General features: G+C 55.5%; 11 protein-coding genes. 5 read left to right on the top strand and 6 right to left on the bottom strand.

What is annotated here, in order from left to right:
* Window positions 1-42: 42 nt before the first annotated feature.
* Window positions 43-477 (top strand): type IV pilin protein, encoded by a 435-nt coding sequence (locus G565_RS0108525; protein ID WP_028670544.1) that lies wholly within the window; start codon window positions 43-45, stop codon window positions 475-477.
* Here the strand turns inward: G565_RS0108525 and G565_RS25940 are convergent.
* The 3 genes from G565_RS25940 to G565_RS0108510 all read right to left on the bottom strand — a co-directional run bounded on the left by G565_RS25940 (window position 474) and on the right by G565_RS0108510 (window position 4,152).
* Window positions 474-1,046, bottom strand: a complete 573-nt coding sequence (locus G565_RS25940; protein WP_028670543.1) for a GspH/FimT family pseudopilin — start codon at window positions 1,044-1,046, stop codon at window positions 474-476. The genes G565_RS0108525 and G565_RS25940 overlap by 4 nt on opposite strands.
* Before the next feature lie 152 nt (window positions 1,047-1,198).
* Window positions 1,199-2,569 carry a sigma-54-dependent transcriptional regulator gene (locus G565_RS0108515; RefSeq protein ID WP_028670542.1) on the bottom strand — a complete coding sequence of 457 codons (1,371 nt, stop codon included), beginning with the start codon at window positions 2,567-2,569 and terminating at the stop codon, window positions 1,199-1,201.
* Between the two features lie 8 nt (window positions 2,570-2,577).
* Window positions 2,578-4,152 (bottom strand): sensor histidine kinase, encoded by a 1,575-nt coding sequence (locus tag G565_RS0108510; RefSeq protein WP_051207626.1) that lies wholly within the window; start codon window positions 4,150-4,152, stop codon window positions 2,578-2,580.
* A gap of 155 nt (window positions 4,153-4,307) precedes the next feature.
* Here G565_RS0108510 and G565_RS0108505 point away from each other — a divergent pair, with 155 nt between their 5' ends.
* Window positions 4,308-5,930 (top strand): NAD+ synthase, encoded by a 1,623-nt coding sequence (locus G565_RS0108505; protein ID WP_051207624.1) that lies wholly within the window; start codon window positions 4,308-4,310, stop codon window positions 5,928-5,930.
* Window positions 5,931-5,946: 16 nt separating this feature from the next.
* On the opposite strand, the gene G565_RS23525 is transcribed toward G565_RS0108505, so the two are convergent.
* Window positions 5,947-6,789: an outer membrane protein assembly factor BamD gene (locus G565_RS23525; RefSeq protein WP_051207622.1), complete on the bottom strand. Its 843-nt coding sequence runs from the start codon at window positions 6,787-6,789 to the stop codon at window positions 5,947-5,949.
* Window positions 6,790-6,854: 65 nt separating this feature from the next.
* On the opposite strand from G565_RS23525, the gene rluD reads away from it, so the two are divergent.
* From rluD to clpB, 3 genes are all read left to right on the top strand, one after another.
* Window positions 6,855-7,838: a 23S rRNA pseudouridine(1911/1915/1917) synthase RluD gene (gene rluD, locus G565_RS0108495; RefSeq protein ID WP_037338361.1), complete on the top strand. Its 984-nt coding sequence runs from the start codon at window positions 6,855-6,857 to the stop codon at window positions 7,836-7,838.
* Window positions 7,835-8,563, top strand: coding sequence for a peptidoglycan editing factor PgeF (gene pgeF / locus G565_RS0108490; RefSeq protein ID WP_028670538.1), 729 nt, complete (start codon window positions 7,835-7,837; stop codon window positions 8,561-8,563). The genes rluD and pgeF overlap by 4 nt, the downstream gene beginning before the upstream one ends.
* A gap of 208 nt (window positions 8,564-8,771) precedes the next feature.
* Entirely contained in the window at window positions 8,772-11,351 is a 2,580-nt protein-coding gene (clpB, locus tag G565_RS0108485) for an ATP-dependent chaperone ClpB (protein WP_028670537.1), read from the top strand.
* Between the two features lie 201 nt (window positions 11,352-11,552).
* Here clpB and gcvA read toward each other — a convergent pair whose 3' ends face one another.
* Both gcvA and G565_RS0108475 read right to left on the bottom strand, forming a co-directional pair.
* Complete coding sequence (gene gcvA / locus G565_RS0108480; RefSeq protein WP_037338358.1) at window positions 11,553-12,461, bottom strand: transcriptional regulator GcvA; 909 nt, start codon at window positions 12,459-12,461, stop codon at window positions 11,553-11,555.
* A 153-nt stretch (window positions 12,462-12,614) separates the two neighbouring features.
* On the bottom strand, window positions 12,615-13,067 hold the full coding sequence (locus G565_RS0108475) for a Fur family transcriptional regulator (protein WP_028670535.1): 453 nt from the start codon (window positions 13,065-13,067) through the stop codon (window positions 12,615-12,617).
* Between the last annotated feature and the right edge of the window lie 9 nt (window positions 13,068-13,076).

Below are 13,076 nucleotides of genomic sequence, written 5' to 3'. Positions count from 1 at the left end.
AGGGCCGGGTGATAAACCAAGCATCCAGCGGAGCTTGATTGAATGAGTAAAACTAATGGCTTTACGCTTGTTGAGCTGATGATAGTCGTTGCAATTGTAGGAATTATAGCTGCTATTGCTATCCCTTCTTATCAGGGGCAGCTCGAGAGGTCCAGGCGTGCCGATTGCCAGTCAAGTATGACGGCAGCTGCGAACGCAATCGAGAGGTACAAGACCGGCGCGGGGCAGGGGAGTTATGTTGGTGCAGCATTAGGTGCTGCTGGAGTATTTCCTGCTTCTTGCCCAGTGGAGGGCAATGCAAACTTCTATGCGATGACAATAGAGGATCAGACTGCCAGCACTTTCACTTTGTTGGCAACGCCCCAGGGTCTTATGGTAGGCACCGGTAGGATGACGCTCACTCATACTGGCAGAAAGTGTTGGTTTGACGATGCTGATGATGCGGACGTTGCCGTTGGGGTCTGTACTCCGTTTTAGGTGCATGTTACGTTCTGTCGTCTTCCCTGGTACATTCGATCTACAAGGCCGTCCTTGTCCGAGTCTTTGACAAAGCGAATGTGACCAAGGTGGGTGCTGGTAAAGTGAAAGGTATTGCTTGTTTCAGTGCCTTCAGGGCATACCGTCAGGCTGCGCAAGTTGCCTGATAACCCGCTCGCCCTATATCTGAAATAAGGCAGTGTGGTATTGCCCTTGTACATCTTCAATCGTGTACTGTCGGGAATATTAAGTTGTTTGATGATTGCCTGGGGTGTGACTATTCTATTGCTTCTTGTTGAATCAAAAAAGGCTATCCAGGGGTTGTTCAGGTCTCCTGTGCACTGATCATTAGCCATCGGGCACACAGTGACCCATTGCCTTTGGCTGACAGCGGCGCTTCTGGCAGTTTTAAGTAACGATACCCACTCCCATTGCTGTGCCTTAGCCGAATGTCGATCTATCATTGTTTGAAAGGCGGGGAGTGCAATACTTGCAGAAATCCCGAGTATTGAGGTCGTAATTACTAGTTCGAGGAGAGTAGCTCCTTTATTTTTAACGCCGGTTTTCATCCAGTTGTCCTTTCTAGATGTTAACTATTACGTTTGATCAGCCCTGATCAGACGCTACCGGCAGGTTAATATCTAACACTCTTATTGCAATAGTGAGTTGTAGTTTTTGTGATTAACTAGACACTGGGTCTTTTATTCAGTGGGTTTTCTGGTTAATCCAGCCCCAGTTTTTTCAATCGATAACGCAAAGCCCGAAAAGTAATGCCCAGCCTTTTTGCAGCGGCCGTGCGGTTCCAGCGGGTCTCTTCCAGCGCCTGCTCAACCACTTCCCGCTCAACTTCCATCAGGTAGTCTTCCAGGTTCATGTCGCTGGGTCGGGCATAACGCTCGCCATTGCCGTTGCTATTGTTGGCACCAGATATGGCCGCCGCGGGAGTCTGTTCCAGTTGCAGGTCACGCAAGCCGATCCGGTCGTCTTCACACAGGGTATAGGCGCGCTCCAGAATATTTTCCAGCTCGCGCACGTTGCCAGGGAAGGGGTAGCTCATCAGGGCGTTTTCGGCTGCCTTGTCCAGGCGCGCTGGCGACAGCTCATAGGACTCGGCGATGCGTATCAGGATGCGCTGGCACAACAAGGGAATATCGCTTGTGCGCTCGCGCAGGGCAGGTACGGGCAAGTTGATGACGTTGATTCGATAGAACAGGTCCTGTCGAAATTCGCCAGAGGCAACAAGGGCATCCAGGTTTTTGTGCGTGGCACTCAGGATGCGTACATCCACGTCAGTCTCTTGTTGGCTGCCAATGGTGCGTACTTTCTTTTCCTGAATAGAGCGCAACAGTTTGACCTGCATCGCCAGGGGTAAGTCGGCTACTTCATCCAGAAACAGGGTGCCGTTGTTAGCCGCCTGAAAAAAGCCGGATTTGTCTTCTGAAGCGCCGGTAAAGGCCCCTTTCTTGTGTCCGAAAAATTCGCTTTCCATCAATTCGCTGGGTATGGCGCCACAGTTAACGGGCACGAAGGGCCCTTCGGCGCGTGGCCCGAGGGCGTGAATCTGGCGCGCGACAAGCTCTTTGCCGGTACCGGATTCCCCCTGGATAAACACCGGTGCCTGACTGCGGGCGAGTTTCCGGATTTTACTTTGCAGCTGAGTCATCGCCTCTGATTCACCAACCATGGTGGGAACGGCTGGGGATGGAGACGTCTGATTCGAGGTGTTACTGATTTTTAGCGCCTGGTTAACCAGAGCGCGCAAGCGATCAATCTCAACCGGTTTGGACACGAAATCGAAAGCACCGGCTTTGAGGGAGTCGATCGCCAGTTCCATATTGCCGTGTGCGGTGATCATCGCCACGGGGGTGTCAGGGCACTTGTGTTGGATGTATTTGACCAGTTCAAGACCGTTGCCATCGGGCAATCGCATGTCGGTGAGGCACAGGTCATAAGCGTGCTGATCGATCTGCCGGATAGCAGACTTGAGGTCGGGTACGCTGAGGGTGTCTAGCCCCATACGCATCAGGGTCAGTTCAAGCAGCTCACGAATGTCGGGTTCATCATCGACAATCAGGACGCGTTGATTGGCCATGGTGGTGATTACTCCTGTACAGCAGCGTGCGCAAATAGGATGCGGAAGCAGGCGCCGTTTTCATCGCCGGTATAGAACAGTCGGGCGCGGTTGGCTTCGGACAGCTCTTTGGCAATGTACAACCCAAGGCCGGTTCCGGTCGCTTCGGTGGTGTAAAACGGTTCAAACAAGTGTTTTAACTGGTCTTCGGCTATGCCGGGACCATAGTCTTTTATATCCATATACGGTTGCTCGGTATCTGCCAGTGTACCCAGTTCTATGGCGACTTTCCGTGAACCGGTTCTGAGTTCGCTATAGCGTAGCCCATTGTCGACCAGGTTGATCACCACCTGCATCATGCGCTTGGGGTCGACGCGGACTCGAATATCGGGGTCTCCGGTAATCTTTATGTTGTCTGATTTAATGTGACCCTGGCAATACTCGCCCAGGCACTCGTCGAGAAATTCTCGCAAGTAGACCGGTTCAAGCTGCAAATTTAGCTGGCGAGACATGTCCAGAATATTGTTAATGATGGTATTTATACGGTTGCTGTGATTACGCACGATACCCAGTAACCGCTGATCCCCTTCATCCAGTGAGTCATTTTCTGCGAGTAACTGAGCTGCATGGCTGATCGCGCCAAGTGGATTGCGAATTTCATGGGCGATGGAGGCGGTCAGTCGGCCCAGTGAGGCGAGTTTCAGGTGTTGAGCCTGTTGCTGCACCCGACCGGTGTCTTCAATAAAGATGATCAGGTCGCATTTGGGGCTGTCTTGCAGGGGCGCGAAGTTCAATTGCACCAACGGGTGATCTTTGTCCATTTGCAACGGGTCAGTGCGTTCAGCGGGTTCTGCTTGCCAGTTTTCCAGGCGTTCTTGAACCGGTGGCGGCAGCCAGAAAGCGCGCTTTTCGGTCATGCCCAACAAGTCTTTGGCGGCGTCATTCATCAGCCGGATAGCGCCTTCCCAGGTCGTCACGATAATGCCAGTTCGCATGCGCTGGACAATCAGTTCGTTCAGGTGGCGTAAATCGAGAATGGTGTCTGCCTGCGCCCGGGCCAATTGTTCGGTTGTTCGTACACGGGAGGTCAGGTACTGCAGCAACAGGGTTACAGCGAAGAAGGCGACGCCCAGTAGCGCGGCCTGGAGCAGATTGTCCTCCCCCAGAGTATTCACCGAGAGTATCTCAGTGTACACCGCTCCGGAAGCGGCCATTGCGGCAACCAGAAGGCTGTGCTGAAATCGCAACAACAGGCTGCCAATGGCGACGCTGACGATCATCAGGTTGCCAAAGCCGGTGCCGACGCCACCCAGGTAGTGGAGAATCAGCGATTGCATCAGAATGTCGGTCAGCAGTAACACCACCGTCGGTGTGCTGCCCATTTGCCCGCGCACGGTCACCACCAGTCCGATGATGCAGATGATCACATAGGTCAGCGCGGCATACAGAAATGAATCGGCGCTTAACCGGGGTAGGGTCATCATGGTGTCCAGTGGCATTAAGGCCAGTACACTGAGCGCACTGGCCAACATCAACCGATAGATACCGAAATAAAAAAGAATCTGTTGACGACGATAGCTTGGGTACTGGGGTGAAAAAATCATCAGGAGAGTTGTCCCTGTCATTAAAACCCGAAAGCAGTGGGTCTGTTTGGGTGGCTCAGTATAAACACCCTTCTGCCAGAGAAGACAACACCTCGCTTGTTCTGCCCAGTTGAAAACCGGACAATAGTGGGATTCAGTCATCAGTGGAGAAAGTAATGACGTTGCGCGTGGCCCTGGTACAGGACCGGTTCCCGGTTGGTGACATTCCCGGTAATACCCAGAAAGTACTGGAGCGGGCGAAAGCGGCCATTGAAATGGGGGCCGATCTGGTGGTGTTTCCCGAGCTGACATTGGCCGGTTACCCGCCTGAAGACCTGTTGCTGCGTCCGAGCCTGGGGTTGCGAATCGGTGAAGCGCTTGATGCATTGAAATCAGCGGCTCTGCCTATCGGCATTGTGGTCGGTTATCCCGAGCGGGAACAGGGTGCGTTGTATAATAAGGCCATGCTGATTGACCGGGGCGAGGTGATCGCAGACTACCGCAAGCAGCACCTGCCCAATTATCAGGTTTTCGATGAGAAACGGTATTTCACCAAAGGCTCCGAAACCTGCGTGTTTGATTATAAAGGTGCACGCCTGGCACTGACCATCTGTGAGGACATCTGGTACGACGGCCCCGCGCGCAGGGCAGCTGAGGCCGGTGCTGAGATCAACATCAACATTAATGGCAGCCCCTATCACATCGGTCGTTTGCCCGAACGCCACGCTCAGGTTGCCCGGGTATCCAGGGCATTTAACGCAACAACGATCTACGTTAACCACCTGGGCGGCCAAGATGAACTGGTGTTTGACGGTGGCTCTTTTGTTGTTCAGGGCGACGGAGAAATCGCCGTGACACTGCCCGAGTTCGAGGCTGCGCTGACCTGTGTTGACTTTCACCGGACGCAGAGTGGCTGGCAAGTGGCTACACCCATTAAAGCCCCTGTTTTGAATGTCGAAGAAGCACTCTATGAAGCACTGGTGATGGGCCTGGCTGACTATGTGAATCGCAATGGCTTTCCCGGCGTGGTGCTGGGGTTGTCCGGGGGTATTGATTCGGCGTTGAGCGCCGCTATTGCCGTTGATGCCCTGGGTAAAGACCGGGTTCATGCGGTGATGATGCCCTACACCTACACGGCCGAAATGAGCCTCGAGGACGCCCGTGCCGAAGCCGATTTGCTGGGTATTCGTTACGATGTGCTGCCCATTGGCACCGCCTATGAAGCGGCTCTGAGCACAGTCAGCCCGTTTTTTGAAGGCCGGGGCGTAGATACAACGGAACAGAACATGCAATCACGCATGCGCGGGCTGTTTTTGATGGCTCTGTCCAATAAGCTGGGTTCTATGGTTCTGACAACCGGCAACAAGAGTGAGATGGCGGTCGGTTATGCGACCTTGTACGGCGACATGTGCGGGGGCTTTAATGCCCTGAAAGACGTGCCCAAGACCTGGGTGTATAAACTGTCGAACTGGCGCAATGCACGGGGCCGGGTGATACCGGAGCGAGTGATTACCCGCCCCCCATCGGCTGAGCTGGCACCGGACCAGAAAGACGAAGACAGTCTCCCTTCCTACGATACGCTGGATGCCATTATTGAGCGATACGTTGAACGGGACGAGAGTCTGGAGACCATCGTCAACGCAGGCTTTGACGCTCAAGAGGCCGAACGGGTCATCCGCCTGATCGACCGAAACGAGTATAAGCGTCAGCAGGCGCCAGAAGGCGTACGGGTTACCCGCCGGGGCTTTGGTACCGACCGGCGCTACCCATTGACGCATGGCTGGAAGCCAGGTCGGTAATCGTCAGCCGAGTGGATTAGCTGAAGAAACCCAGTGTCAGAATCTTCAGCCACCAGCGATCCTGCTGCAGGTAGGGTGATTCATACTCGCCGCTGGCCAGAGTGGCATGACCGGGGTAGTCGCGTTGCAGGGCTTCAAGTGCCAATTCCCGGTCCTGTGGCAAGCCGAGCTGGTTGTAGGACTCGATCAGCACCACCAAAGCATCTCCCTGAGCGCTGACGCCTGGATAATGCTGGCGCACTACCTGAGCACGTTCCGCAGCAGCCACCCAGGCATCCCGGCGCATGTAGTAGTCGGCCACGATGAGTTCGTGCCGGGCCAATGCGTCTTTCAGAATGATCATGGTATCGGTCGCGTCTTCGCGGTATTCACTGGTCGGAAAGCGCTGTAGAAATTGGTTAAGCGCCTCGAAAGCGCTTTCGCCCTGGGCTTGAGAGCGTTGGGCCAGATCACCCCGACCGGTAATGCCGGAGTTCTGTTCATAGAGTTTGTAGTAGCTCATGCCTTTGAGATACCAGGCGTAGTCAACACTGGGGTGATCCGGGTTCAGGCGAGTGAAGCGGTCTGCATCAAGCAGGGCCTGAGCGTGGTCGTTGCTCATGTAGCGGGCGTAAATCAGGTCCAACTGCAGTTGTTTGGCATAGCGGCCGAACGGGAAGCGGCTTTCGAGTTGCTCCAGGGTATCGATGGCCAGCGTATAGTTACGGTTCTCCAGGTGCCCGGAGGCTCGCTCATAGAGCGCCTGCTCGGATTCCTGATTGTTGCTTTGAAACAGGCTGCAGCCGCCCAGAGCCAGGGTCATCAGAAGAAATGATACCAGTGCGGTTCGATTGATTGATGCAGAATGACGGTGAAACATGCGTTGGGTCCGGCCCTTGAAGTACAATAGGCGGCTATTGTAACCACAGGCACCCAAGGGCTCCAATGACCGATTCTCCCCAGACACTGGAAGACAGCAAGATAGTACCGCTCGACATGGGCCAAAAGCGGCTCGATCAGGTCGCAGCCAGCCTGTTCAGCGAGTATTCCCGCTCGCGGATCCAGCAGTGGATCAAAGAAGGTCAAGTCCTGGTAAATGGGCAGGCGCGTAAACCCCGCGACAAGCTGATCGGGGGGGAAACACTCACGCTGAAGGCTGTTCTGGTGGACGAAGAGCGCTGGGAAGCCGAGCCTGTAGAGTTAAACGTGGTCTATGAAGATGATGATATTGTTGTCATTAACAAACCGGCGGGCCTGGTTGTGCACCCTGGTGCTGGCACGCCGGGCGGTACCCTGTTGAATGGATTGCTGTTTCGCTATCCGGAGCTAAAATCGGTACCCCGTGCCGGAATCGTGCACCGCATCGACAAAGACACCACGGGTCTCATGGTGGTCGCACGCAACCTGGCGGCACATACCAGCCTGGTCAACCAGTTGCAGGACCGCAGCATGGGCCGGGAGTATCAGGCGCTGGTCACTGGCACCATGACTGGCGGTGGCCGGGTTAACGAACCCATTGGCCGGCACGCTACCGCCCGCACCAAAATGGCCGTCACCCCCACAGGCAAAGAAGCGACGACCCACTACCGTGTTACCGATCGATTTCGCAATCACACCTTTATTCGCTGTAAGCTGGAAACAGGCCGTACCCATCAGATTCGGGTGCATATGGCGCACATCGGCTATCCTTTGGTAGGTGACCCGGTGTATGCCGGTCGCAAGCGCTTGCCCAAAGGCGTAACACGCGCGGTATCCGAAGCCTTGCGCCAGTTTGACCGCCAGGCTTTGCATGCGGCACAACTTGAATTGATTCATCCTCGTACCGGCGAGCGCATGGCCTGGCAGGCTGAAACACCCGACGACATGATTGACTTGCTGGCGTTGCTCGAAGCGGACCACGAAGGTGAGGTGGACGAAGACGATATATGACCATGGAAAGGCCCTTGTGGCCAGTGCCCAAAGCCGTACAACTAGGCTGGACAACTCGCCAGGGAGGTCACAGCGAGGCGCCCTTTAACAGCAATAACCAGGCGCACCACGTCGGTGATTCGACGGCTGCAGTTGAAGCGAACCGAACGGCCCTGCTGGCAGGCATGCCAGGCTGCGAGCGCATATGCTGGCTGTCTCAGGTTCACGGGACTCAAGTGGTGGCCGCTGACACCGCCACTGACGGCAATGAAGCGGACGCAGCCACGGTAGCCCAACCCGGCATTGCCGCAGCCGTGATGACGGCAGATTGTCTACCCGTTTTTTTCTGGCAGGATGACGGTGCCCGGGTGGCCATTGCTCATGCCGGTTGGCGGGGCCTTGCTGCGGGCATTTTGAATGAGACACTGCAGCAATTTAGCGACCCAACCCGGGTTCGCTGTGGTCTGGGCCCTGCCATTGGCCCTGAAGCCTTTGAAGTTGGTATGGACGTTGTCGAAGCCTTTTCCGACTGGCCGGGTGCGCAACGCTGCTTTAAACCGGCCGGATCGCCAGGTAAATGGCTGGCCGATTTGCCGCAACTGGCCGAGTTCTGGCTGCAGGAAGCTGGTGTGCCAGCAATCTATCGCAGCAAAGCCTGTACTTTTACTGATAAAGAGCATTATTACTCCTTTCGCCGGGATGGTACGACGGGACGTATGGTCAATCTGATCTGGATTCAGCGTTAAAGCAACCAGAAGTGAGCCCTGTCCCCAGCCCCTCCCGTGGGACGGGAGCGCGCGCAGTTAGCTGATCAGGCGCCCCCATTGGCGGCGGATTCCGGACGTTAAGTGAATAAAAGTTGACCCCGGTCAACTGTTCAAATTTCAAGCGCTTGTTATTGACCGCTCAGACCCAATTCTTTCTTTAACTTGAACAGATTACTGAGGTTACCTCATGCGTATTGATCGCCTGACCAGCAAATTGCAGGTCGCCCTCTCCGACGCCCAGTCCGTTGCCCTGGGTCGAGATCACAATTTTATTGAACCGGCCCACTTGCTGGTGGCTTTGCTCGACCAGAAAGGGTCCGCCATTGCCCCGCTGCTGCAAAGTGCCGGTGCCAATATGGCTCAGCTGAAAGCCGGTATTGCCAGCTACCTCGACAGCTTGCCCCAGATTCAGAACCACGATGGCGAAGTTCACATGTCCAATGATTTGGGCCGGGTGATGAATTTTGCGGACAAACTCGCGCAGAAACGCCAGGATCAGTACATCGCGAGTGAACTGGTGATACTGGCTATGTTGCAGGATCGCAGCCGCATCGCCGGGGTGTTGCGCGATGCGGGTGCGACCGCCGAGCAACTGGAAACCGCCATCGATAAGGTTCGCGGTGGTGAGGCCGTCAACACCCAGGAAGCCGAAGAGAGCCGGCAGGCGTTGGAAAAATACACCGTAGACCTGACCTCCCAGGCCGAAGCCGGCAAGCTTGACCCCGTCATCGGCCGTGACGATGAGATCCGTCGTACCATTCAGGTGCTGCAGCGCCGGCGCAAGAATAACCCGGTGCTGATCGGGGAGCCGGGTGTTGGTAAGACCGCCATTGTAGAAGGGTTGGCGCAACGAATTGTGAACGGTGAAGTCCCTGAGACGCTGAAAAACAAACGAGTTCTATCCCTGGACCTGGGTTCGTTGCTGGCTGGTGCCAAATACCGGGGCGAATTCGAAGAGCGTTTGAAAGCGGTATTGAATGAATTGTCGAAACAGGAAGGGCAGATCATTCTGTTTATCGATGAGCTGCACACCATGGTCGGCGCTGGTAAAAGCGAAGGTGCCATGGACGCTGGCAACATGCTGAAACCTGCACTCGCCCGGGGTGAGCTCCACTGCGTTGGCGCCACTACGCTGAACGAGTACCGTCAATACATTGAAAAAGACGGTGCACTGGAGCGACGTTTTCAGAAAGTCCAGGTCAATGAACCCAATGAAGAAGACAGCATTGCTATTTTGCGCGGCCTGAAAGAGCGTTACGAAGTGCATCACGGTGTCACCATTACCGACGCAGCGATCATCGCGGCGACACGTTTGTCGCAGCGGTACATTACCGACCGGCAATTGCCGGACAAAGCGATCGACCTGATCGACGAAGCTGCCAGCCGTATTCGCATGGAAATCGACTCCAAACCGGAAAGCATGGATAAGCTTGAGCGCCGACTGATACAACTGAAAATAGAAGCCGAGGCGCTGAAAAAAGACGACGACAAACTGACCCGTAAGACCTTGATCCAGCTGGAGCAAACCATCAGTCAGCTGGAACTTGAATACGCGGATCTGGAAGAGATCTGGAACACCGAAAAAGCAGCCGTTCAGGGCACCCAGCATGTGAAAGAGCAGTTGGAGCAGACCCGTATCGAGCTCGAAACCGCTCGCCGAAGCGGCGACCTGGCGCGCATGTCCGAGTTGCAGTACGGCCGCATCCCCGAGCTGGAAAAGCAGCTCGACATGGCCAGCCAGGCTGAAATGATGGACATGCAGTTGCTGCAAAACAAAGTTACCGACGAGACCATCGCCAATGTTATTTCCCGGTGGACCGGGATTCCGGTCGACAAAATGCTGGAAGGTGAACGCGAGAAATTGCTGAGCATGGAAGACAACCTGCACAGCCGGGTTGTCGGGCAGCAGGAAGCGCTTGTTGCGGTGTCCAATGCCATTCGACGTTCCCGTTCCGGTTTGTCTGATCCGAATCGTCCCAACGGTTCCTTCCTGTTTCTGGGCCCTACTGGTGTGGGTAAAACCGAACTGTGCAAAGCGTTGGCCGAGTTCCTGTTCGATACCGAAGTAGCCATGATTCGCATCGATATGTCGGAGTTCATGGAGAAGCACTCTGTTGCCAGGCTGATTGGGGCGCCTCCGGGCTATGTCGGCTATGAAGAGGGGGGTTACCTGACCGAAGCGGTGCGGCGTCGACCCTATTCGGTGATCTTGCTCGATGAAGTGGAAAAAGCGCACGGTGATGTGTTCAACATCTTGTTGCAGGTGCTGGACGATGGTCGATTGACCGATGGTCAGGGCCGCACAGTCGACTTTCGCAATACAGTGATTGTGATGACCTCAAACCTCGGCAGCGACATCATTCAGACGCTGGCGGGTGAGGAAAATTACGAAGCCATGAAATCATCGGTGATGGACGTGGTCGGCCAGCATTTCCGGCCCGAGTTCATCAACCGGGTAGACGAAGTCGTGGTGTTCCACCCACTGCAACGCAACCAGATGCGCGGCATTGCCGACATTCAACTGGCAGCACTGCGGGCACGTCTGACCGAGCAAGGCATGAAGCTGCACCTGACCGAAGAAGCCATGGACAAGATCTGCGCCGCCGGCTACGACCCGGTTTACGGCGCTCGTCCGCTCAAGCGGGTGATTCAGCGGGAGCTGGAGAACAGCCTGGCGCAATCCCTGCTGCGCGGTGATTTTGGCAGTGGTGATGCCATTGCCGCAGAAGTGCGTGATGGTGAAATTGTGTTTTCAGTAGGGCACTAATTGTAAGTCGCTTATTTATTCACGTGTTGTTGTTGGATCGATAAGCAGCGGCCACCCGGGGTGCCCCTGTGGGGGAGTCCGCAGTATGGATCGGTCCGACGCTTCGGCTGTGGTCTAGGCTCCATGGATGGATTTACGCCGACCCCACAGGGGTGCCCCGGGTTGACGCTGCGGACCCCTTGCCTCCTGGCCGACCGTGGGTCATTCAGACGCCCCAGGGTTCAGCGCATCAACTGCCATCTCGGCCATGATCCAGTCCTGAAAGGCTTTCATGGCCGGGGTCAGCGGACGGTTTTTCCGGTACACCAGATAGAAGGATTTGGACAATTCCAGCGGGATATCCAGCGGTGCGACCAGTTCGCCCGACTGGATCTCCTCGCTGATCAGACTGATGTCCGAGAGTGCGACACCAAGGCCCCGTGCAGCCGCCTGGGCCGTCAACAGACCACTGGAGAGAAACATGCCCTTGCGAGTCTCCCTGAACTCGGTACCGGCCGCTTCAAACCAGGCGCGCCATTCATCCGGTCGTTTGCTGACGTGCAACAGAGTATGACGGGTGATGTCTTCGGGTAGATGAATCGGTTTGTTGTTCAACAGGCTGGGAGTGCAGACGGGAATCAGCGCCGACCGCTTCAGGAAACTGCACTCGACATTATCCCAGTGACCATCGCCAAAATAGACCGCCATGTCGGTATCGCTGTGCGCGAAATCAATCAGGCCGGTTGAGGCCGACAGTTCCAGCTCAATGTTGGCGTGAGTGTCGTAGAACCGGCTAATGCGGGGTAAAAGCCAGCGGTGCAGAAACGCAGGTGCTACCGAGAGGTTCAGTTCACCGGTACCATGGGCGGAAACCAACCGCTGGGTGGCCCGTTCGATATCGGACAGGGCTTTTTGAACGGTACGCAGGTACTCCTTGCCGGCTGACGTCAGTTCAATACGCCGTGTTTGGCGAATGAACAGCTCAACCTCCAGAAATTCTTCCAGTGATTTGATCTGATGGCTGACCGCCGACGGCGTCACGAACAACTCCTGGCTGGCTTTCTGAAAGCTGCCCAGTCGCGCGGCCGATTCGAAGCTTTTCAGGCTGTTGAGCGGGGGTAGGCGTTTAATGGTGTTACTCCATTTGAAGCAGAAGCCGGAACGGATGGCGCCGGTGTTCGGTTAGGCCCGGTCAGAGCGCCATCGTGTAATAAGCAATAGCTGGAATCCTGCCAGACTGCAAGTTGAACGCTGGGTTTCACGCAATCTGTGTGAGGTGTCTGATCAGTGGCTGCAGCGTTTGCACAGTCCGTGTATCTCAAGTGGGGTTGAGCCGATGCGAAAGCCACTGGCATCGGCGCTGTGTTGCAATTCACTCATCAGGTCGGAGCCCAGGCCAATTTCTTCAACATGGTGACACTGGTCGCATATCAACAATTGGGGAACCCGGTGTGCGTGGTCACAGGCAATGTGAGCGCAGGCCATAAACTGATTGGTGGTCGCCAGACGATGGGCCAGACCGGCATCAACCAGAAAATTCAGCATCCGATAGACGGACATGGCGGCCGGACTTTCACCGTAGGTCCGGTCGTGATCACTGATCAGATCGTAGGCCGACTTGGGGCCGTCAGATGCCAGCAATAATTCGAGGATACGACTGCGTTTGGGCGTCAGGCGTTCACCGCGCTGCTGGCAGTGCTGGCTGGCTTTGTCGAGAATGGCCTGGGTTGAAGGCATGGCAACGGA

Source organism: Saccharospirillum impatiens DSM 12546 (assembly GCF_000423605.1).
Classification (GTDB): Bacteria; Pseudomonadota; Gammaproteobacteria; order Pseudomonadales; family Natronospirillaceae; genus Saccharospirillum; species Saccharospirillum impatiens.
This window is presented reverse-complemented; position numbering and strand designations above follow the sequence as displayed.